Annotated in this window: 16 protein-coding genes and 2 pseudogenes; 11 read left to right on the top strand and 7 right to left on the bottom strand. The window is 68.4% G+C overall.

The window, feature by feature from the left end; genetic code table 11:
* Positions 1 to 494: 494 nt before the first annotated feature.
* The 4 genes from ABN273_RS57225 to ABN273_RS57210 all read left to right on the top strand — a co-directional run bounded on the left by ABN273_RS57225 (position 495) and on the right by ABN273_RS57210 (position 6,710).
* Positions 495 to 2,255: a reverse transcriptase/maturase family protein gene (locus ABN273_RS57225; protein WP_349458188.1), complete on the top strand. Its 1,761-nt coding sequence runs from the start codon at positions 495 to 497 to the stop codon at positions 2,253 to 2,255.
* A 36-nt stretch (positions 2,256 to 2,291) separates the two neighbouring features.
* Positions 2,292 to 3,275: a transposase gene (locus tag ABN273_RS57220; protein ID WP_349458187.1), complete on the top strand. Its 984-nt coding sequence runs from the start codon at positions 2,292 to 2,294 to the stop codon at positions 3,273 to 3,275.
* Between the two features lie 976 nt (positions 3,276 to 4,251).
* The gene (locus ABN273_RS57215) at positions 4,252 to 5,322 is read left to right on the top strand and encodes a MerR family transcriptional regulator (RefSeq protein WP_349458186.1); all 1,071 of its coding nucleotides are present in this window, start codon (positions 4,252 to 4,254) and stop codon (positions 5,320 to 5,322) included.
* A complete protein-coding gene (locus tag ABN273_RS57210) occupies positions 5,319 to 6,710 on the top strand; it encodes an MFS transporter (protein WP_349458185.1) in 1,392 nt (463 codons plus the stop codon). The genes ABN273_RS57215 and ABN273_RS57210 overlap by 4 nt, the downstream gene beginning before the upstream one ends.
* Positions 6,711 to 7,062: 352 nt before the next feature.
* Here ABN273_RS57210 and ABN273_RS57205 read toward each other — a convergent pair whose 3' ends face one another.
* On the bottom strand, positions 7,063 to 7,452 hold the full coding sequence (locus ABN273_RS57205) for a PPOX class F420-dependent oxidoreductase (protein WP_349458184.1): 390 nt from the start codon (positions 7,450 to 7,452) through the stop codon (positions 7,063 to 7,065).
* 316 nt (positions 7,453 to 7,768) lie between these two features.
* Positions 7,769 to 9,271 carry an MFS transporter gene (locus ABN273_RS57200; protein WP_349458183.1) on the bottom strand — a complete coding sequence of 501 codons (1,503 nt, stop codon included), beginning with the start codon at positions 9,269 to 9,271 and terminating at the stop codon, positions 7,769 to 7,771.
* A gap of 117 nt (positions 9,272 to 9,388) precedes the next feature.
* On the opposite strand from ABN273_RS57200, the gene ABN273_RS57195 reads away from it, so the two are divergent.
* Entirely contained in the window at positions 9,389 to 10,009 is a 621-nt protein-coding gene (locus ABN273_RS57195) for a TetR/AcrR family transcriptional regulator (RefSeq protein ID WP_349458182.1), read from the top strand.
* A gap of 13 nt (positions 10,010 to 10,022) precedes the next feature.
* Here ABN273_RS57195 and ABN273_RS57190 read toward each other — a convergent pair.
* The 3 genes and pseudogenes from ABN273_RS57190 to ABN273_RS57180 form a co-directional block, all read right to left on the bottom strand.
* Positions 10,023 to 10,316 (bottom strand): annotated as a pseudogene (locus ABN273_RS57190) (hypothetical protein); the annotation flags it as partial.
* Positions 10,317 to 10,356: 40 nt separating this feature from the next.
* Positions 10,357 to 10,986, bottom strand: coding sequence for a DsbA family oxidoreductase (locus ABN273_RS57185; protein WP_349458181.1), 630 nt, complete (start codon positions 10,984 to 10,986; stop codon positions 10,357 to 10,359).
* A 117-nt stretch (positions 10,987 to 11,103) separates the two neighbouring features.
* Entirely contained in the window at positions 11,104 to 11,880 is a 777-nt protein-coding gene (locus tag ABN273_RS57180) for a class I SAM-dependent methyltransferase (RefSeq protein WP_349458180.1), read from the bottom strand.
* A 572-nt stretch (positions 11,881 to 12,452) separates the two neighbouring features.
* Between ABN273_RS57180 and ABN273_RS60155 the strand changes: the two genes are divergently transcribed.
* From ABN273_RS60155 to ABN273_RS57160, 4 genes and pseudogenes are all read left to right on the top strand, one after another.
* Positions 12,453 to 12,602, top strand: a complete 150-nt coding sequence (locus ABN273_RS60155; RefSeq protein ID WP_502911348.1) for a methyltransferase — start codon at positions 12,453 to 12,455, stop codon at positions 12,600 to 12,602.
* Between the two features lie 187 nt (positions 12,603 to 12,789).
* Positions 12,790 to 13,125: pseudogene (locus ABN273_RS57170) on the top strand (transposase); the annotation flags it as partial.
* 379 nt (positions 13,126 to 13,504) lie between these two features.
* A complete protein-coding gene (locus ABN273_RS57165) occupies positions 13,505 to 14,779 on the top strand; it encodes a hypothetical protein (RefSeq protein WP_349458178.1) in 1,275 nt (424 codons plus the stop codon).
* A gap of 1,236 nt (positions 14,780 to 16,015) precedes the next feature.
* A complete protein-coding gene (locus ABN273_RS57160; RefSeq protein WP_349458177.1) occupies positions 16,016 to 18,316 on the top strand; it encodes an ATP-binding protein in 2,301 nt (766 codons plus the stop codon).
* Positions 18,317 to 18,359: 43 nt separating this feature from the next.
* Here ABN273_RS57160 and ABN273_RS57155 read toward each other — a convergent pair whose 3' ends face one another.
* Together ABN273_RS57155 and ABN273_RS57150 are read right to left on the bottom strand one after the other, a co-directional pair.
* The gene (locus ABN273_RS57155; protein WP_349458176.1) at positions 18,360 to 18,761 is read right to left on the bottom strand and encodes a hypothetical protein; all 402 of its coding nucleotides are present in this window, start codon (positions 18,759 to 18,761) and stop codon (positions 18,360 to 18,362) included.
* A gap of 56 nt (positions 18,762 to 18,817) precedes the next feature.
* On the bottom strand, positions 18,818 to 19,660 hold the full coding sequence (locus tag ABN273_RS57150; RefSeq protein WP_349458175.1) for a LysR family transcriptional regulator: 843 nt from the start codon (positions 19,658 to 19,660) through the stop codon (positions 18,818 to 18,820).
* 96 nt (positions 19,661 to 19,756) lie between these two features.
* On the opposite strand from ABN273_RS57150, the gene ABN273_RS57145 reads away from it, so the two are divergent.
* Together ABN273_RS57145 and ABN273_RS57140 are read left to right on the top strand one after the other, a co-directional pair.
* On the top strand, positions 19,757 to 20,596 hold the full coding sequence (locus ABN273_RS57145) for a TIGR03620 family F420-dependent LLM class oxidoreductase (protein WP_349458174.1): 840 nt from the start codon (positions 19,757 to 19,759) through the stop codon (positions 20,594 to 20,596).
* A 322-nt stretch (positions 20,597 to 20,918) separates the two neighbouring features.
* On the top strand, positions 20,919 to 21,056 hold the full coding sequence (locus ABN273_RS57140; RefSeq protein WP_349458173.1) for a hypothetical protein: 138 nt from the start codon (positions 20,919 to 20,921) through the stop codon (positions 21,054 to 21,056).
* Positions 21,057 to 21,294: the final 238 nt, after the last annotated feature.

Raw genomic sequence — 21,294 nt, 5'->3', positions numbered from 1 at the left:
TCCACTCGTTCTGCGGTAATATTCCACCGAAGGAGTATGAAGGCGCCTTCTATAAGGCGCAGGAATCTGCTACGTCATTCGCAAGTTCGCAGGAATCGTAGCCTCCAAGATTCCCGGGACGGTCCAGCTCGCGTGACATGGCGAAAGCTGGATTGCCTGAACCCCAATCTCCAGCGGAGACAACCTAGGCTCCACCGGCAAGGCGTCTGAGGCCGGTGTCGTCGTCTACGACGGCTTGATGGAATGGCCGACGTACCTTCCAGACGGCGAAGCGACGCCCAGTCAGGGTGTTGAAGGAGATGAGTGGGGCGCCTACCTCACGCTGTTACGCACGTCAGAGACGAACATGGAATCGCCTACGGGGCGCGAGCCCTATGGCGACGGAGTGCCCGTAGTAGTCGCAGGGGTCACGGCCTGCCGGGGAGAGCGGGAAACCCGCTCGCAGGGCGAAGGGGCACAGGTGATCGGACAACCCGGTCTGGGAGGTATGCGAAATGCAGAGCGCCGAAACGGTGCTGGGTGTCCTGCGTGAACGCGGCAGACGCGGTCTGCCGTGCGAGGAGTTGTATCGGCAGTTGTTCAACCCGCAGCTGTATCTGCTCGCCTACGGGCGGCTTTACGCCAACCACGGGGCGATGACCCCGGGGGCGGACGGTCAGACCGTGGACGGCATGTCACTGGGCACAATCGGGCGAATCATCGAGGCGTTACGCCACGAGCGGTTTCGATGGAGTCCGGTCAAGAGGGTCTACATCCCCAAGAAGAATGGAAAACGCCGCCCGCTAGGCCTTCCCACCTGGACGGACAAGCTGGTGGCCGAGGTGGTGCGTCTCCTGCTGGAGGCGTACTACGAGCCGACCTTCCGTGACAGCTCCCATGGTTTCCGGCCGGGCCGGGGCTGCCATACCGCGCTCGATAAGATCGCGGACATCTGGCAGGGAACCACCTGGTTCATCGAGGGTGACATCGCCGACTGCTTCGGCTCTTTGGACCATCGGGTCATGGAGGAGACGCTGTCGAGGTCCATCCACGATGCCCGGTTCCTGCGGCTGATCAGACACATGTTGCAAGCTGGATATCTGGAAGACTGGATCTACCACGCGACCCTGAGCGGCTCGCCGCAGGGCGGTGTCGCGTCCCCGATCTTGTCGAACATCTATCTGGACCGGTTGGACACCTTCGTCGAAACCGTCCTCATCCCGGAATACACCCGAGGCTCCCGCCGTCGTCCGAGCCGGGAGTATCACAGGACGTACTACGCGATGCGCCGGGCCCGAGAACGCGGCGACATGGCCACGTTTCGGACGCTGCGCCGGCGGCTACGCACACTGCCTAGCTCTGATCCACGCGATCCGGGCTATCGGCGGCTGCGCTATATCCGCTACGCCGACGACACCCTGCTCGGGTTCATCGGACCCAAGGCTGAAGCCGAACAGATCAAGACGCGTCTGGCGGCGTTCCTGCGCGAGGACCTCAAGCTGGAACTGTCTCCAGACAAGACTCTGATCACCCACGCCCGCTCCGGCGCGGCGCGGTTCCTCGGCTATGAGATCACTGTCCAGCACAGCACCACGAAGATCACCAAGAGGCGGCGATCCGTCAACGGCGTGATTCGGTTACGCGTGCCGCTGACGGCGATCCGGGCCTTGTGCTCCCGTTACCTCAAGGGCGGCAAACCCGCTCACCGCTCCGATCTATTCGGTGCCCCCGACCGGGACATCATCAGAATCTACGGAGCCGAGTACCGGGGCATCGTCCAGTACTACCTGCTGGCCAGCGATGTCTTCCGTCTTGACCGCCTGCATTGGGTCATGGAGACCTCACTGCTCAAGACGCTGGCGGGCAAGCACCGCTCGACTGTGTCGACCATGGCCAGAAGGTTTAAGGCCACCATCGACACTCCGGACGGGCCGCGTAAATGCCTGCAAGTCGTCACCGAGCGCCCCGGCAGGAAGCCACTGGTCGCCCGGTTCGGTGGCATTCCGCTGCGACGCAAGCAGAACGCGACGATCGTGGATCTCTCTGCGGTCAGACGTTCCGCCCGGCCGAAAGAGCTGATCTCAAGGCTCCTGGCCGGGCGCTGCGAGCTCTGCCGACACACCAGTGGTGGCGTCGTCCACCACGTCCGCAGCCTCGCCGAACTTGCTCAACGCAGGCAGCCGCGCCCCACGTGGATCAGCATGATGCTGCAAAAACGGCGCAAGACCCTCGTGGTCTGCCGCGACTGCCGCACGCAGATCCACGCCAGCAGCTGATGGACCATCACGAAGATCACTGGAGAGCCGCTTGCGGTGAAAGTCGCACGAGCGGTTCGGGCCGGAGGCCACGGGAAAAGGAACCCGCGCTCCGCGCGGACACCTCGCCGGTGGCCTACCGGTGCCCCGCTGGCCTGCTGGTGCGCCAACACCCAGGAATCGCTGGCGATGCTGCTGCGGAGCGGGAACGCGGGCAGCAACACCGTCGCCGACCACGTGCGCGTGCTGAGCGAGGCCCTGGCTCAGATACCGAACTCCTGCCAGGCCAAGATCCTCGTCCGGGTGGACGGCGCGGGCGCCACCCATGACCTGCTGACCCATCTGGAAGGGTTGAACACCACCCGCCGCACCGTGCGCTACCTGGTCGGCTGGACCATCACCACGCTCGACGAGCAGGCCATCGCCCAGCTGCCCGCCACCGCCTGGCAAGATTCACTCGATCAGAACGGCGGCCTCCAACAGGGCTACCACGTGGCGGAGCTGACCGGCCTGAACCAGCGCAACGGCTGGCCAGAGGGCATGCGGCTGCTGGTGCGCCGGGTCCGCCCCTCGGCCCGCCATCGCAAGAACCTCACCGCGTTCGAGATGCGGACCGGCTGGAAGTACTCGATCATCGCCACCAACATCGGCCGCATGGGGGGCATCGCCGGCTCCCACCATCCGCAGTGGCTGGACGCTGTGGCCCGCGCGCACGCGGTGGTCGAAGACCGGGTGCGCGCTGGCAAGGCGATGGGCCTGCGCAACCTGCCCAGCCAGGACTGGACCGTCAACCAAGGCTGGATCCTGGCCGCCAACCTCGGCCACGACCTGGACTGCTGGCTCCGGCTACTGACCCTGCACGATCAAGACGGCCTGGAGCGCGCCGAACCGGACACCATGCGGTACCGGCTCTACCACCTGCCCGCCCGCCTGGCCGCCCACGCCCGCCGTCGCTACCTGCGGATCGAGCGCACCTGGCCCTGGGCACAGGCGTTCGTCCTGGCCTGGCAGCGCCTCACCGACCTGCCCGACCTCGCCTGAGGGCCGGACCTCGCCACGACGATCAGGAAGGAGCCCCGCCCCGGGCCCGTGGAAACCCGGCGCCCCCGCAGCGACATGCGACGGCCCACCCCAACCGCATCGGGGACATTACGGGCAAACTGCGGAGCCACTCACGCAACACAGCCCGCTGACGAATCGAGGTTAACTGGCAGACGACACCGCCCAGGTCATCGCCGTACGGTTTCGCGTCGAGCCTCTTCGAGCGCGATTGACCACAGATACTTGATGATTATCTGCAATAGTGTCGATGCCGTCCTGGCGGAATGCCCTCGCCCGGCGGGGGGCAGACTCCATGGTTATCTGCGGTAGAGCGCGGAGGCGGTCGTGGGAGTGGTCCACCGGATCGGGGCTGAACGGCAGGCACCGGTGCTCAGGGACGCGGTCGAGGGATTCCTCGCCGGAGTGTCCAACTCCAACACCGCCCGGTCGTGGCCGACCGCACCCGGACCTGCGGAACCGGCGAGCCCGGGTACGGCGCAAGGACGGCGCGGTCGACGTGATCGTATGGCGTGCCGGCACCGCCCGGCTGCTGTCCCGCCTGCTGGAGGGGCGTCGGACGGGGCCGGTGTTCACCACCGACAGGCAGGCGGACCCGGGTGGAACTGCCGCCCGCCGACATAGACGTGGGCAGCGGGAAGGCGCGGCTGCCGTATCGGCGGGCGGCCGAGCTGTTCGAGGCCGCTACCGGCGGCTGGACGCTGGCACCAACTGCGACACTCGGCGCTGACTCGCGCGGCCGAGAACGGCGCCAACACCTCCACGCTGCTCGCATTCTCCGGGCATACCTCGGTCGCCTCCTTCGGCTCGTTCGCTATGACCAGCACGATGCCGTTCGGGGCTGATGACCTATTGCTTTGTTCGTGGCCTTGCCAACGGTGAGGTATGGACCTTGCCCTTGGGTGAAGGCGCAGCATCGTGGTGCCGGTCGTCCTGGCCGGTGCGAGGAGGGTTAAGTGTGGGGCTGCTGACGATCGGGACGTTCGCCCGGGCCGCGCGATTGTCGCCGAAGGCGTTGCGGCTGTACGACGAGCTCGGGTTGCTCCGGCCGGCTGCGGTGGACGGGGAGTCGGGGTACCGCTTCTATGATCCGACGCAGTTGGAGCGGGCCCGGTTGATCGCGTGGTTACGGCGTCTGGGCATGCCGCTGGCCCGCATCCGCCAGGTATGCGACCTGGAGCCGAAAGCGGCGGCCGAGCAGGTCGCCGACTACTGGGCGCAGGTCATGGCCGACACCGCCGTACGCGAACAACTCGCCACTTTCCTCGTCGATTACCTGTCAGGAAGGGGTAGCGCCGTGGAAGACGCAGAAACCATGATCGGGATTCGCCATGCGGCACGGTCGGAGTTGGGGCTGGTTCGCACGAGCAACGACGACGTCGCCTACGCCGGCGCTCGGTTGCTGGCGGTGGCCGATGGAGGCGGGCTGGGCGGGAATCTCGCGAGCGTGGCGGCCATCGACGCGCTGAAGCCGTTGGAGACGAAGGCCATACCTGCCGGCGACCTTCTCGGTGCGCTCGCCGACGCGGTAGGTCAAGCCGACCTGGCGATTCAGGACATAACCGAGCCGGCACCGTCCAGTGAGGCGATCACGACGCTTACCGCGATGCTGTGGTCGGGCTCCCAGCTGGCGCTGGTGCACATCGGTGACACGCGGGCGTATCTGTTGCGCGACGGCGAGATCTTCCAGATCACCCACGACCACACCTATGTGCAGGTGCTGGTCGACCAAGGCCGCCTGAGCGAGGAGGAAGCCGTCTCGCATCCGCAACGCTCATTGCTGGTCCGCGCGCTCACGGGCATGGGCGGGTCCCAGCCGGACCTGTCACTGCATACGGCCGTAGCCGGCGACCGCTACCTGTTGTGCTCCGACGGACTGTCCACCGTCGTTGCGGCAGAGCCCCTGCGCGGCGTACTGAGCGGCACGGGAGACCCTGAGCAGGTCCTCGATGAGCTGGTCAGGCTGGCGTACGACGCGGGCGCCCCGGACAACATCGCTTGCGTGGTGGCTGACGTGGTGACGCTGTGACCGGTCCCTTGTTCAAGCGGCCGAAGCCGCCACTGCAACGGCGGTGGTGGAAGATGAGCGCGTCGGCTGTACGTTCTTTGGGCACGTACACGCTCGACCGGCGCCCCCTGGCCATTCCCGCCTATCGGCGGTTGTGGGTCGCCTCGGCCACGTGCGCGGTCGGTGGCTCGTTCAGCGTGGTTACGGTGCCGACGCAGCTGTTCACGTGGACCGGCTCGTCCGCGGCCGTCGGCGCTGCAGCCGCAGTGTCATTCGGTGCTTTGGTCGTCGCATCGCTGTGGGTCGGAACCCTCGCCGACCTCATGGACCGGCGACGGCTACTGCTGGCCGCTCACTGCGGCCTTGCGTTGACCTACGCGCTGCTGTGGGCGCACGCGTCACTGGGAAGCCGTTCTGTCGCCGTCCTGCTGGCGTTGGTGGCATGCCAAGGGCTGACCTTCGGGGCGATCATGGTGACGATGGGTGCCACGGTGCCCCGCCTCGTACCCGTTGACCTGCTGCCCGCGGCGAACAGTCTCAGCTCGGTCGTCCGCTACACCGGGTCGATCATGGGCCCGATACTGGCAGGCCTGCTGATTCCGGTGGTCGGGCTCGGCACGCTCTACCTGCTCGACGCCGTCGCGCTGCTGATCGTCGTGTGGGCGGTCGCCAAGTTGCCGCCGATCTTGCCCGGCCCTTACCCGGTGCCACGTGACGGATTGCCGGAGGCGATCTCAAAAGCACCATCCGACGATGCGTCGGCACAGCATGAACGGCATCGTTCCGCGCTTGGACAGGTGCTCACCGGGTTCCGCTACCTCCTTGCCAACCGGGTGCTCGTAGCCGTGCTGGCGGTGGACCTCACCGCGATGGTTTTCGGGATGCCGGTAGCGCTTCTTCCGGAGCTGGCGCAACGCACCTATGGCGGGCCTGCGGGAGGAGGTCTGGAGCTGGGCCTGCTTTACGCCGCCTACCCTGCCGGTGTTCTCGCGGCAGGGCTGATGTCGGGGACGTTCACACGCGCCCGTCGCCACGGTGCCCTGATGGCATCGGCTGCCGCTGCCTGGGGAGGAACCGTCGTGATCCTCGGGCTGGCTCGCCAACTCTGGCTCGCCCTGGCGGCGCTCATGCTCGGTGGCGCGGTGAACTTCGTGCTCAGTACCTTCCGCAACGTAATCTCACAGGCGTACACCGACAACGCCATGCGTGGCCGGATCCAGGGCTCACTCACCGTCGTTCTCATCGGAGGCCCACAGCTCGCAAACCTGCTGCATGGGATGGCCGCGGCAGTATACGGCCCGCAAGTGACGATCCGAATTGGCGGATTGCTCACCGTGATAACCGTGGCCATGATCGTGTGGATGGCACCTCAGCTATGGCACTACGCCGCCCCAAGAACAGATCGCTGATAAGAACCGGCCCGGATGCTGCCAGCGCATGAGCACCTCCGGGCAGGTCGGGCAGGGCGAAGGCTCGCTGACCTGACCACGCATCACGTCACCACTGGTACGCCATCGCGCGACCGAGCGCGTCTGGTCCCGAGACGTACCGCTCGACCTGAGTCACCGGGGACGGCGAACTGCTCAGCGATCCGGCGGTGCAGCAGCCGGGCCAGCGCATGCACGGCCCGGCGCGGGCCAGGGCGCGCGATGTCGGCCGGCTACAGCGGCGCGTCGTGCGGACGAACGGCAGCAGAAGCGGACTTGGTGAGTACGTGCTGCGCGGCTCCTGCTCGGGTAAGCCCCTTGTCCTCGCAAACTTTCACACCTTGCGGCTCGACCGAGGCCCGTCCAACCCCCAAGAGATGATCTTGAGGGGGTTGATCGTGATGATCTCCCGGGAGAAATACGGCACTGGCGGCTCGTGGTCGGTCAGGGCCACCGCCGAGCCACGGATCTCGATGCCGCGCACCACCCACGGCTCCACCGAGGCCAGGTCGTCGACGACGAACGACACAGTGCTGCCCTGCTGGACATTCCTGAACTTCTTGGACGCCCCCAGCGCGTGCCCGCCGATGGTGATCGTGCCTGAGGCGGCGTCCACGAAGAACCCCACAGGGTTGTTCTGGACTTGGCCGGTCGGAGAGACAGTGGCCAGGCGGCCAAGGCGCTGTCCGGTCAGATAGTCGAGTTCTGCCTGCGTGAAGATCATGAGGCAAGTGTGCAACCTTGACGCCGACGTCAATCAAACCTGGCCGAGGCGGCAAGGTAGCCGAGGTTCACACAGTCGGGTTGGCCGCCGCAGATCGGCGCATGTCAGCCGCCGTACGCCCGCATCCGGAAACCGGACACCACGAAGTACTCGCCGCCCCGCACGCCGGTGTACGGCAGCGCCGGCCGGGACTTCTCGGAAGTGCACTCCGTTCGGGACTTCCGAGAATCCGGTCCCGGCCGGGTTGCCGTACCCCCGCGACAACTAGCGCGTCAAGACGACACAGCGAGATCCGTGAACCCCTTGAGACGGCTGGTCAGGCGACCTCGGTGGGCAGTGGAGAATCGTCGGGGGCGCGGGTCGCCGCGATGTCTCGGCGTGGCTGGGCCAGTGCGGCGGCGATGGCCACCGCGCCGACCGCGCACACAACGGCTGTTCCGTACAGCGCGATGTGCAAGGCATGGGTGAATCCGGCGGCCAATGTGGCCGGGTCGCCGCCGGACAGGTTTCCCGCGGCAACCTCGGCGGCCAGTTCGGGAGAGCCGACGCGGGTACCGATCAGGCTGACCAGGACCGCACCGAACACCGCGATGACGATGGCCTCGCTGCCAATGCGCATGGTGTTGAGGAACCCGGTGGCCATTCCGGCGCGCTCGGGCTCGACCAGGCTCATCGCCATTCCGTCACCCACGCCGAACGACACCCCGGCGCCCAGGCCGACCAGCAACAGCGGCCCGGCGATGACGGCGATGGGGGTGGCGGGTCCGATCACGGTGAGCCACGCGTTCCCGGCGGCGAACATCGCCAGCGACGCCGTGATCAGCACACGGGCCGACACGCCCCGGTTGACCAGCCCTCCGGCCAGCGGCGGGGCCAGCAGTACCGGTCCGGTCATCAGCAGTAGCACCGTCCCGGCGCGCTGGGCGGACAGGCCGCCCGCGCCGACCAGATAGGTGGGCAGGTAGGTCAGCAGCGTCACGAAGCCGAAGGTCGTCACCACCGGCACCATGCAGAGCGCCAGGAACCGGCGGTTGCGCACCAGCGACAGATCCAGCAGCGGGGCGGCCGACCGCGCCTGCAGGACGACGAAGATCGCCAGCAGCCCCACCCCGGCGGCCAGCAGGGCCAGCACGCCGAGACTCGACCAGCCCCAGTCCGGGCCCTGGACTGCGCCCAGGACCAGCGCGCCCAGCCCGGCGACGAACACCACCGCGCCCATCACGTCAAGCCGGGGACGCTGCTGGGCACGCGACTCGGCGACAAATCCGACACCGGTCAGCGCCACGATCAACAAGACCGCGTGCAACCCGAAGGCGGCGCGCCAGCCCAGTGCGCCGACCAGCCAGCCCGACAGGGTCGGCCCGGCCGCCAGACCGAGACCGGCGGCACTGCCGAGCGCCGCGAACGCGCGGGTGCGCGCGGCGCCGTCAAAGGTGGTGGCCAGGATCGCGCCGCCGCTGGCGAACACCCCGGCCGCGCCGATGCCTGACACGGCACGAGCAATGTCCAGCAGGGCGATGCCGGGGGCGGCTGCCGCGGCCACCGAGCCGATGGCGAACAGCCCCGCGCCGGCCGCGAAGGTTTGGCGGCGTCCCACCAGGTCGGCCGTGGACCCGGTGACCAGCATGAACGAGGCGAACGTCAGGTTGTAGGCGTTCATGACCCATTGCAGCGGAGCGCCTGCGGTGTGCAGGTCCGCGCCGATGTCGGGCAACGCCACGGCTGCTCCGGAGATGGACATCGGCACGGCGGCAAAGGCCAGCAGCACGATCGCCAGCGTGATCGCCGGACGGGAGCGTCCAGTGGGATCGGTCGTCACGAGTTCGGGGGCCCTTCGGAGGATGTTCGACAGCCACAATCGGCCACCAGTGGGACATTGCCACTGAGTGGCATTATCTGTCAAAGCGCAACAGCCTCTGGGTGGTAACCTCGTGATGTGCGTGATGATCTGCGTGACCTGCCGCTACGCGAACGCAAGAAGCTGCGCACTCGCCGAGCCCTGGCCGAGACCGCACTCCGCCTGTTCACCGAACGTGGATACGACGCCACCACGCTGGACGATCTGTGCGATGCCGTGGAGGTGTCCAAGCGCACCTTCTTCCGCAACTACCGTTCCAAGGAGGACGTGGCGCTCGCCGCCGACAGCGACCTGTGGTCGGCCTATCTGGACTACGTGGCCGCCCAGGAGATGAACGGCCCGTTGATCGAGGCTCTCCGCGTGGCGTTGGACACCACCTTGAGCACCATGGACCCCGACTGGGATCGCCGCTTCCTGGCCGCCCGGGAGTTGTCCGAAGCCGTCCCCGCGCTGCAGGCGCACAGTCTGGGCTACTGCCAGGACACCACCCGGGCCCTGGTCAAGGTGGTGAGTGGCCGTTCTGGGACCGACGTCGAGGAGGTGCGCCTCCGTCTGACCGTGGAGATCTTCGTGGCCGCCTGGCGCACGGCTTCCCTGCGCTGGACGGCGCAGGGCGGCCACGGCGGCCGCGACACGTTGACGAAACTGGTCGAGGAAACCTTCGCCGAGATCCCCGCCGCGCTCGCGTCCTCCGCCTAGCGATCCTTCGTCATCACGGCAAGGGCTCCCGACCACACCCGGTCTCAACCCCAAAGACGTACGCCACCGCGACGAGAAGTGGGACGCGACTCGACCTTTGCCACAGACCGATCACATCGGCCAGGAGGTCCACCTGCCGAGGATCGGGATCGTTCCCCATGAAGATCAGCTCATCACAGCCGATCCGATCGAACTCGGCGATCGCGAGCACGCTGGTCAGCAGCCGGATGCGCGAGGTGGCGCCGGCGGCGGCAGCCAGCGTGCTCAGCGGCTCCGGGGTCGACCAGGCCAGGCGGTCGCTGACGCTGAGAGTGGAGAAGCCGCGCGCCTCCGCGCGGCGTGCCCACTCAGGCGTGGCCGGTCGGGCCGGGCTCCAGTAGCCGGTGCAGGTCTGCGACGGGCTGGACTCCGGAGATCGGCGGCCGGCCGTTGATCACCAGGCTGGGGACGCCCGTGACGCCGTGCTCGGCCGCGCGGCGGCGGTCCGCCCGTACCTGTTCGGCGTAGTCGTCACCGGTCAGTACGGCGTGCACCTCATCGGTGTCCAGGCCGGCTTCGCCGCCCAGGCGCTGAAGGACCTGAGGGTCCGCCACGTTCAGCCCCTGGGTGTGGTACGCGTGCAACAGCGGCTCCATCATCTGATCGGCCCGGCCACGGTCGGCGGCCAGTTTGCACAGCCGGTGCGCGTCGAAGGTGTTCACCGGCCGGGCCAGATGCAGGTTCAGCTCCAAGCCCTCCGCAGAGCCCAGCGCCCGGATCCGGGCGATCCGGGCAGGCGCCTGGTCGCCCCACCATCCGGCCATCGCCTCGGCGGCGGTCGGGCCGGGGATCCGGCCTTCCTCCGGTGCGAGCTCGTAACTGCGCCAGACGATCTCTACGCTGTCGCGGTCGGCGTGCATTGCCAGGGCTGCCGCCAGGCGTCTTTTGCCGATGTAGCACCACGGGCACAGCACATCGGCGTATATCTCCAGCTTCATGAAGTCCTTTGAAAGTGATCGTGGTTGTTGCGCCACAGGTGTTCGCCTCAACCCGCATCGCCCACAAGCTCCTCACGCTCGAGTGCGGGGCAGGTCCCGGTTGCTGATCCTGCAATCTCAACTGCGGTTGAGGTCAACCATGGGCCGCCTGGCGACCAGCACCTCGGTCGACAGTTCCTGTTCCCACCGGCCTGCCGGGTGGTCGGCGAGCAGCGCCTGCCGCAGCTTCTTGACGAAGGCGGGCAGCCGGTCGCCGAGCCGGGCGGGTGAGCTGTAGGAGTAGGAGAGCTGGAGCCCGATGAGCCCGTCCACGTCCCAGGTCAGCCGCCGCGTGACAACCCGGGAATCCAGGTGGCCGAACGGCGAGGCGACCAGGACGTCGTGGTGGTGCTCGCCGGTGGCATGGAATGAGTCGGCGGCCGTACGGATGTCGAGGCCGAACTCCTCGCACACCCGCCGCTCGACCGGCTGCCAGGGCTCGCCGGTTTGCCTCGCCGGGCCGATCAGTACGACCGCGCCGCCGCGCGGCAACAACTCGTCCAGCTGCGCCAGGACGGCCCTGCGGTCCATCCAGTGGAACGACCGACCCATCACCACATGATCGAACGCCGGCAGCGCCCGCAGCGCGGTCGAGTCGCCGTGCAACCAGGCGATGTTGGTGACGCCCTTGGCCAGGCGCCTGCCCTCGGCGAGCATCTCCCGCGCCGGGTCCACGGCGAGCACCGCCTTCACCCGCCGGGCCAGCGGGATGGCGATCGTGCCCGGGCCGCAGCCGAGGTCCAGCACCCGGCTGTCCGCCCCGAGCGTTGCCGCCAGGTGCTCGATCACCGCTTGGCCGTAGCCCGGACGGTATCTGGCGTAGTACGGCGCAGCGCCGCCGAACAGGTCCTCCACGGGTGGGACCATAGACGAGCTCGGCAGGGGTGGATGCCCGGCATCCCGTACACCTGTCTCCGTGCGCGTGCGGTGCGTGCTGCCCCGCGGGCCTGCCGAGTCCGCCCTTGGGGCACTCCGTGGCCCAAGGGCGCGGTCTTCGCGGGACCAGGCGTTCGCGCTCGTCGAGGCCGGTGGCACAGTTGTGCCGGTGCCGAGCTGGCCCGCCCAGGACGGTCAGGACGCCCACATCGGCCGGGCTCGGGGGCGCGTACGGGTGCCGGTGCGCGATGCGGCCTACGACCGGCACGTGCGGTTCGTGGGGGAGGGGCACGGCATGATGGCCGAGGGCCGGTGCTGGACAGCGGGCGCTGCACGGGGTGGGGGCGCTGGACAGCGGCTTCATCCAGGTCTTGCGTCACTGTGCCGGTCGCGGGACTTTCGTCTCGTGCAAGCCGGCGGGAAGGATGATCCGTAGCGTCCCGGGACGCGGTGTTGCCCGCGGGCGGAGGAGTTCATGGCAGCGATATCCGACGACGCGCCCATCGACGGACAGGAGCGGGCGGCGTGGCAGGTGCTGGCGCCGCTGATCGATCTGGTCACGCCAATGGCGGTCCGGGCAGCCGCTGCTCTGCGACTTCGCGGGGCAGAGTTTCTTCGATCCACTTCCCGCCGGCGGTGACGTGTACGTGCTCGGCAGCGTGGTGCACGATTGGGCCGATCACGAGGCAGGTCAGCATTGAATGCACCCCCACACCGACCTGCCGTGATGCTGCGGTAACGGCGACCCGTTCATGTTCGACGTGTGTCACGGTGTGCCAGTCGCGGCCCGTGAATGCCGCCACTCGCGGAATATACGCGGAATGATCTCTCCGCCTATGTGGCTCCCTAAGTAGGGGTGCCGAAGTGACGGCGGTGGCTGGCGGGACTGAAGTCCTGTCGCCCCAACTCGGCGTGATCGCCGGCATGCTCGGCCACCAGTTCCCCAAGGTCGAGGCCATACTGCACGAGGCCGCCGACGACATCCTGGCCTGCGCCGCCTTCCCGCCCGCGCATTGGAAGAAGATCTGGTCCACCAACCCGCTCGAGCGGCTGAACAAAGAACCCGAAGCCCTGCTCCGCCTGGCCGGCGCCGTCCTGGTCGAAGCCCACGACGAGTGGCAAGTCGCTGACCGCCGCTATCTATCCGAAAGCTCTATGGCCCTCATCGCCCCATCCAGCACCAACCAGGAGGAGGTGGCGCGGACCGAACTCATGACGGCATAGTCAACCCAGCAGAGCCTCACACGAGAGCCGAACTGCACCACTCCGCGGGACGTGACCGCGCGGTTCCTACCGCCGGGCTCGTCGTAGGGAACGAAGGTTTTGATGGGAATAGCGGGCGTTCACGGACGGTCAGTGACGTATGGTCCCAATGCTTGTCAAGACGCTGATGATATTGCCGGACCGCCCCGTTATAGCCGCCTTGAGCGATCTTGTCACGCTCCAACGCTGGGCGTTTGGATCAAGAGGTGCTCTTCTGCGGTGCGTCACAGGCGGGTTTCGGATGCGCCAACTGTATCGCCGCCTGTCCTGCCCGGCCCGGTCCTTTCGTTGCGGGCAGGTCGTCGGCCCGCGCGGTCCTCCAAGAGAAGGAGTGGTGACCATGACCATGCTGACCTACACCATCCTCACTGACCCGGCGCCCCTGGAGGCGTCCGTGGCCGGGGCGCCGTCCCCGTCCATGGGGACGGTATACCTGGTCGTCGCCAACACCGAGCAGAAGCCGGTGGCCTGGTCCACGATCCAGGTGGATGTGCCTGTCGGCCCTGGAGCCGACCACCTCACCTCGGACATCAACAAGATCAAAACAAACTTCAAGTACGTCCCCAAAGCCGGCGGCACTACCCCGCAGGTGACCTTCCAGCGACAGCAGGGCACCAACGCCTTCCACGCCACTGTCCCGGCCAAGACTTTGTTCAAGCCCGGCGACTACCTGATACTGACGCTGGAGAAGGTCACCGTCGCCCCCGCCGCAGGGGTGGCCGTGCTGATGGTGACCGAGAAGAGCAGCACTCCGGCCGCGAAGCGTATGAGCGACAAGTTCCAGCCAATGGCGCTGGTGAAGACCGCTCCAAAGGAGCTCCCGGCGCCGCGCGACTTTCATCCGGACAAGGCCATGGTGGACGCCGGTGAAAAGCTCACGCTGCGCTGGGAGGGGCCCGCCAGCTTCGGCTACAAGATCATGTACCCGGGCGCGCCGCAGCCCGTCCCCGTCTCCGGGGGCAGCTGGTCAGACGCCCCGAAGCGGGCTACCACCTACATCCTCATCGCCACCGACCCCAACACTCAGCAGCAGCACTTCCTCACCACGACCGTTCAGGTGTCCAATCCCATCCTGGAAGCTCTCACCGCCATCAAGGGCGTCACCACCCCGTGGGTACAGGGGGCGACCGAGGGCGACGGAGCCTTCACTTTCTCCAAGGGCGCGATGCACGTGCGGCGCGAATTCGGCTCCCAGGAAGGCGGGGCACTGTACGCCGGCGGCATCAGAACCGAGTACGTGAGCGGGCCTAATGACGCCGACGGAGACATCACCTTCCTGCCGGGCGAGGTGAAAGTCTGGCGCAATCGCGGCTCCAATGACCGGGGCACCCTGTACGCCGGTAAGGCCGACCTCACCGGCGTCAACACCGAATGGGTGCAGGGAAGAAACAACGACGACGGATGGATCAGCTTCCTCAGGTATGGGGTGCAGGTATACCAGGGCGGGACGAACACCCATGGTGCTGTGTACGCCGACTCCATACGCGCGAAGGATGCCCCCTACGGGCAGGGTGGCGGGTGGATCAACCTCCACGACGAAGGGATAACCGTTTATCTGTCAAAGGACGGGAGTAATGGGCTTGGGAACGTGACGGCTCGCGCCTACAACCGCTGACTTCACCACCGCTCAAGGAAAAACCCCTTGCACGACATGGCCCCGGAGGATGCTCCGGGCCCATGTCGTCGTGGATGTGATGCAGGTAAGGCGCGTTGATCACCAGTGCCCTGGCAAGCGCGTCGCGTCTGTCCCGGTCCAGTGGCTCGTGCACCCCTCACCGTACCCAGGAGGGGAGAACCGCCCCGGCCGCGACCGATGGTGATCGTGGACGTGTGACGCCGTCGGCCAAAAATTGCACCGGCGGCGAGGCCTCCGGAGTTGATACTGGTGAGGTCGCGTATTCAACTGTCGCGGGTTCTCCGATGCTGGGACCCCGCGAAGGACGGGAGCGGTGCGGGGCGCGTTCTAAAAGCTGCCGGACCTCTCGCCGCCCGCGCTGAGGGCGGGGCCCCCAGCCTCTGAGGCGGGAGGGCACCTGCCGGGGCCGCCCACCACCCTGAACGGCGTCATGCCGGCCTCCGGTACAGGCACTCAGTCGCCGACGTCGATGAGGTCTTCGCGGTATCCCATGCTTCTCGGCCTTGGCAAGGAGGTCATCAGAGAGCGGCGTCGGCCCGAATTCGTTGTGGAAGTACAGAAGGTCGACAGCGGCCCAGGCTTCCCACTCGTCGGCCGGGCGCCACGGTCTGCGGTGCGATCGCAGGTGTTCCTTGATGAGCCACCAGAAGCCTTCTTCGTCCACTTCGAAATGGAAGCACCAGTTCCGCGACGTCTTGGGGCGGACTGGCAGGTCAAACACCAACCATCCGTCGCCGTCCGGGATCCGGTAGTAGCCGTGGCTTCCTCCGGCGGGGCTGTTACAGCCGGCACGGCCACTGCCACTGCCGTGGCCGTCTTCCGCCTCCGTCTGAACGTCTCCTGCCGCGCGACCTCGCGGCGTGCGCGACCCTTCTCACCACGATCAACGGCCCTGGCCGAATCCCGTCCCCTCTGAGGCGGTACGGCCTACGTAGCGGCCCCGAGACCCCCGGGTGGCCATTGGCCCTCCTGACCCGCGCTGGAACACCATGCACCCCAGAAGCCGCAGCGGCGGTGGCCCTTTCAACGACGGCCGGCTCCCATCGAGAAGCTCTCCTGCACTAGACAGACCTCACCGACACCAGCCCTACCGCCGGGCTGATCGGGCTCAGCTGAGCCCGGCCTGGTACCGCCTGGCGGGGCTGGCATCCCGGCTGACCTGGCGAAACGTTTGACCGGCTTCGCGGGTGAAACCTACTGTTAACCATGGCAGTGGTGACGCGAAAACGGCCCGCCGGTAACCTCCCCGCCGACGTGACGGGGTTCGTCGGTCGCCGCCAGGAGCTGTCACAGGCCCGGCGGCTGCTGGCGGACACGCGCATGCTGACGTTGATCGGCCTCGGCGGGGTGGGCAAGACCCGGCTGGCGTTGCGCGTGGCAGCCGAGGCCCGGCGGGCCTTCCGCGACGGCGTGTGGCTGGTCGATCTGGCCCCGCTCCAGGACGGAGAGCTGCTCCCGCGTGCCGTGGCCGACGCCCTGGGCCTGCGCGACGAGTCGTCCCAGCGCCCACTGTCGGGCCTGGCGGAGTTCCTGGAGGACAAGCAGTTGCTGCTGGTGCTCGACGGCTGCGAGCACCTGACGTACGCGGCCGCCATGCTCGCCGGCAAGCTGCTGGGCGCCGCCCCCGGGCTGCGGATCCTGGCGACCAGCCGGGAGATCCTGGGCGTCGAAGGTGAGCAGGTGCTGTCCGTGCCTCCGCTGGCCGTTCCGGAGCCGGGCCAGCCGTGGGCGGCCCTGACGCAGTCCGATGCGGTGAGGCTGTTCGCCGAGCGGGGCGCGGCCGTGCTGAACGGCTTCACGGTCACGGAGGCCAATGCGGAGTCGGTGACCGCGCTCTGCCGGCGCCTGGAGGGCATCCCGCTGGCTATCGAGCTGGCCGCGGCCCGGCTGCGGGCGCTGTCGGTGAGGCAGATCCTCGACCGGCTCGACATCCGCACCCCGGCGTACCGCACCTCGGTGCCTCGGCACCAGACGATGCGGGCGGCGATCGGCTGGAGTTACGACCTGTGCACTCCGCAGGAGCGGACCCTGTGGGCCCGGCTGTCGGTCTTCTCCGGCGAGTTCGACCTGGAGGCCGCCGAGCACGTGTGTTCAGGCGACGGCCTGCCGCAGGAGCAGATCTTCGACCTGGTGGCGTCTCTGCTGGACAAGTCGATCCTGGTGCGCGGCGAGTACGTCACGCACGCCCGCTACCGGCTGCTGGAGATCGTCCGCCAGTACGGTAGCAACGTCCTGGTCGAGTCAGGGGAGGAGATGGCGTCGCGCCGCCGGCACCGCGACCACTTCCGCGACCTGGCCGAGCGGGCGGAGGCCGACTGGTTCGGCCCGCGCCAGGCGGAGTGGGTCGCCCGGCTGCGGCATGAGCACACCAACCTTCGGGCCGCGCTGGACTTCTGCCTCCGCGAGCCCGGCGAGGCGCGACACGCCCTGGAGATCGTGGCGGCGTTGTGGAACTACTGGGTGTTCTTCGCCGGTTCCTTCGGCGAGGGCCGCCACTGGCTGGAGCGGGCGCTGGAGCTGGACGCGGAGCCCACCGCCGCCCGGGTCAAGGCGCTGTGGGTGGACGCCTGGTTCGCCCTCAGGCAGGCCGACCTGACCGCGGCCACGCCGCTGCTGGACGAATGCCGCGAGCTGGCGCGACGGCTCGACGACCGGGTCGCCCTCGCGTTCGTCGCGCACTTCTCCGGGCTGACCGCCTACCTGCGGGGTGACACGGCCGGCGCGATCGGGCTCCTGCGCGAGGCGCGGGACCGCCACGCGGCCAACGGCGACCAGGACGGTGTGTGGATGACCCTGTTCCACCTGGTCATCGCCTACTCCAGCGTCGGAGACGATGGCCGCGCGGACTCGCTGGCCGCCGAGTGCCTGGCGATGTGCGAGGCCCGGAGCGCCTACCTGTCGAAGTCCAACGCGCTGTGGGTCGTCGGCCTCGCACGGTGGTTCAGGGGCGAGCAGGACCGGGCCTCCGCCCTGGTCAGGAGCGGCCTGAAGATCATGCGGTCGCTGGACGACCGGTGGGGCGTCGCCGCCTGCCTCGAAGTGCTGGCCTGGGTCGAGGCGGCCGACGGCCGGGACGAGCGCGCGGCCCGGCTGTTCGGCGCCGCCGGCATGGTCTGGCAGGCGATGGGCACGTCGCTGCCGGCGCTTCGGCCGTTCGCCGAGTTCCACAACCTGTGCGAGACGCAGCTGCGCCTGTCCCTGGGCCAGTCCGGCTACAGCGCCGCGTTCCGGCGCGGCGTCGAGCTCACCGCCGATCAGGCCGTGGACTACGCGCTGGAAACCGGGGCGCGGGCTCCCGCACCCCGCCAGGAGGCGGAGCCCGAGGAGGCGGCCGCGCTCACCCCCAGGCAGCGAGAGGTGGCCGCCCTCATCGCCGAAGGGCTGAGCAACAAGGACATCGCCGCGAAGCTGGTCATCGCCCAACGCACCGCCGAAGGTCACGTCGAGAGCATCCTGACCAAGCTGGGCTTCACGTCCAGGGTTCAGATCGCGGCCTGGGTCAGCAGCCACCGCTGAACCCTGCGGATCAGAACACGACAGGGGCGGGCAGGCCAGGTTGTCAACGGACGCATGCCTCGACGGTCAGTGTGCCTGCGTCAGTGTCGAGTACAGCGTTCGTGCCCAGGAGAGCGGCTAGTGGATCAGGCCCATGTCCGAGGTCCAAACCGCCCAGCACCGGCACCCTCAGCTGCGCGAGCCGGTCGCGCAGGACGTCGACGAGATTCCATCGGCGGTCTGTGTAGTCGTCGAACCCGGTGAATCGGCCCAGTGCCACGCCAGCCAGGACGCGCAGCACCCCGGAACGGATGAGGTGGGTCAGCTGCCGGTCAACTTGTCCGAGGCCGACGACTCGCTCGGCTTCCAACAGCAGGATGGCTCCGGCGAGACTTGGCATGTCTGCACCGATGTGACCGACGACGGCGCCGACGAACTCGTCGTCACCACCATCACCCACGGCCACGCCGACCGGGGCCGGTCCTACGAACTGCTCGCCAGCACTGGATCCGGTGAGCGCGGTCAGTCCCCGAAGGCCGAGTGGTGGGCCGCGGCGCAGGCGCACGGAAGGTCCTGCGGCACGATGACACTGCCGGTGACCGTCGTCCGCGGTGCCAGGGGGATCGCCCGCACGCGGGCCGACCGAATCTCGGCGACCTGGTCGGCGGGCAGCACCGTCCAGCCACGCGGATCTGAGCCGACTTCGACGAGGGTGTCCTGGACCGTCCCCGACGGGCGGCCGGGCGGCGGTTCGATCCCGGCCTCGCGCAGCGAGGCGGACACGGAGTCCGGCGACGGGATCCGCAGGTCGCCGCCGACCAGGTCGGCGACGCCCACGGCTGCGCGCCCGGCAGCGGGGTGCCGCGCGGACACGACCGCGAACAGCGGCTCCGTCCAGGTCGGCAGCACCCGCACCCCGGGTGCCGACCGCACACCCCTGGCCAGCGCGAGGTCGACGTCCCCCTGCCGCACGGCGTTCAGGCGCGCGGTCAGCGGCAGGTCTACGAGCACGACGTCGAAGCCCGGGGCCCGCTCGCGCAGCGCGTCGATCCCGCGTTCCAGCCGGGCGGTGAACTGCCCGGTGCCCGTCCCGATGCGCATCACCCTGGCGCGCGCGCTCGCCGTGGCTCGGACCCGGTCGACGGCGGCGAGAGCCTCCCTCGCCGTCTCGAGCACGCGGCGCCCGGCCGCGGTGAGCCGGACCCGGCGCGGTGACCGGTCGAACAGCTGGACCCCCAGCTCGCGTTCCAGCCGGGCGATCGTCCTGCTGACCGCCGGCTGGGCGATGCGCAGCCGGTCGGCGGCTCGGCCGAAGTGCAGCTCCTCGGCGACGGTGACGAAGTATCGCAACGCCCGTAGTTCCACCGGCCCGCTCCTGTCCTGCGACGATGCCTCCAGGCTATCGCTGCGCGTCCGGACCGGGCCTGGTTCGCGGCCGGACGCTCCTGGTGTACTCGCCGCATGAGTATGGATCTCGGACTTCTCGGCGCCCACTTGCGCGAGCACGAAGTGACTCCGGGCTGGGCGGCGGACCTCGAGCGCGCCGGCTACGGCACGCTCTGGCTGGACGCCTCTCCCCCGGCCGACCTCGCTTTGGCGGAGCGGCTGCTGGACGCGACCACCCGGATGGTGGTCGGGACGAGCGTGGTGAACGCGTGGACCGCGGACGCGGAGACCGTCGCCGCCTCGTACCACCGGCTCGAGGCGAAGCACCCGGGCCGGTTCCTGCTCGGGGTCGGGATCGGGCACCGCGAGGTCCACGCCGAGTACGCCTCGCCGTACGCCACCCTAATGTCCTATGTGGAGCGGTTGACGCGGGCCGGCGCGCCCGCCAGCCGGATCGTCCTGGCCGCGCTCGGGCCGCGGATGCTGCGCCTCGCGCGCGACCGCACGGCCGGGACCCTCACGGGCCTGATCAACCCCGAGCACACCCGGCGGGCCCGCGCGGTGCTCGGCGCGGGGAAACTGGTGCTGCCCGGGCATTTCGCGCTCCCGGAACCCGACGCCGATCGGGCTCGCGCGATCGCTCGGTCCGCGCCGCCCGGCACCGCATTGGGCGTGACGAACTACGCGAACAACCTCCGGCGGCTGGGGTACACCGAAGCGGACCTCTCCGGCTCCGGGAGCGACCGCTTGATCGACGAGCTCGTCGCGTACGGCACGCCGGACGCCGTGGCGAAGGATCTGCTCGCGCACCTGGACGCGGGCGCGGATCAGGTCGGGGTGTACCCCCTCGGCAACGACCCGATCGGTGCCCTGCTCGTGGTCGCCGACGCGGTGCGCGCCGCCTGGCGCGGGTGACGGTCAGCCGGTCACGATCCGACGCAAAGCTTCGCGTTCCCGCCGGGTCAGCGGCATGCTCGGCGTGTCCACCGCGGGACGCGGGACCGGCACAGGGCAGATTCGAACGGCGGGACTGGGGGACCAGCACCCATCCGAAGTCGGTGAACGCCCGCCCGAGAGCGTGAACCATGCGCTTCATCGTGCACCCCCATCACCTCCCGACATCGTCGGCACGCGGGCGCTGACCCGGGTGACCTCCTGTTCGCCTGCGGAAGCGGAACGCAGGCGAACAGGAGGTTCAGGCGGCTGGACCAGTTCGTCACCACGATGGAAGCTCAGGTTGAGCTTCCATCGCCGCGCGCTGGAGCACTTCTATGGCGGTCTGGGCTTCACAGAGATCGGCCGCCACCCCGGCGCCTATCGTCTGGCGCCGGGTGACGACCGAGACGAGATTCTCATGGTCTTGACGCCGCTGTGATCTGCGCGGGTGGGGTCACCAACGCTCTCACGCGCATCTCGATGAGCCACAGGCACGGCAGCCGCGGCCGGCCCACTTGCCTTACATGCCTGACAGGCCTTCAAGCGGCTGACTGGACCGTCCCGGGAATCTTGGAGGCTACGATTCCTGCGAACTTGCGAATGACGTAGCAGATTCCTGCGCCTTATAGAAGGCGCCTTCATACTCCTTCGGTGGAATATTACCGCAGAACGAGTGG

Source organism: Nonomuraea sp. B19D2, from assembly GCF_040137845.1.
Classification (GTDB): Bacteria; Actinomycetota; Actinomycetes; order Streptosporangiales; family Streptosporangiaceae; genus Nonomuraea.
This window is presented reverse-complemented; position numbering and strand designations above follow the sequence as displayed.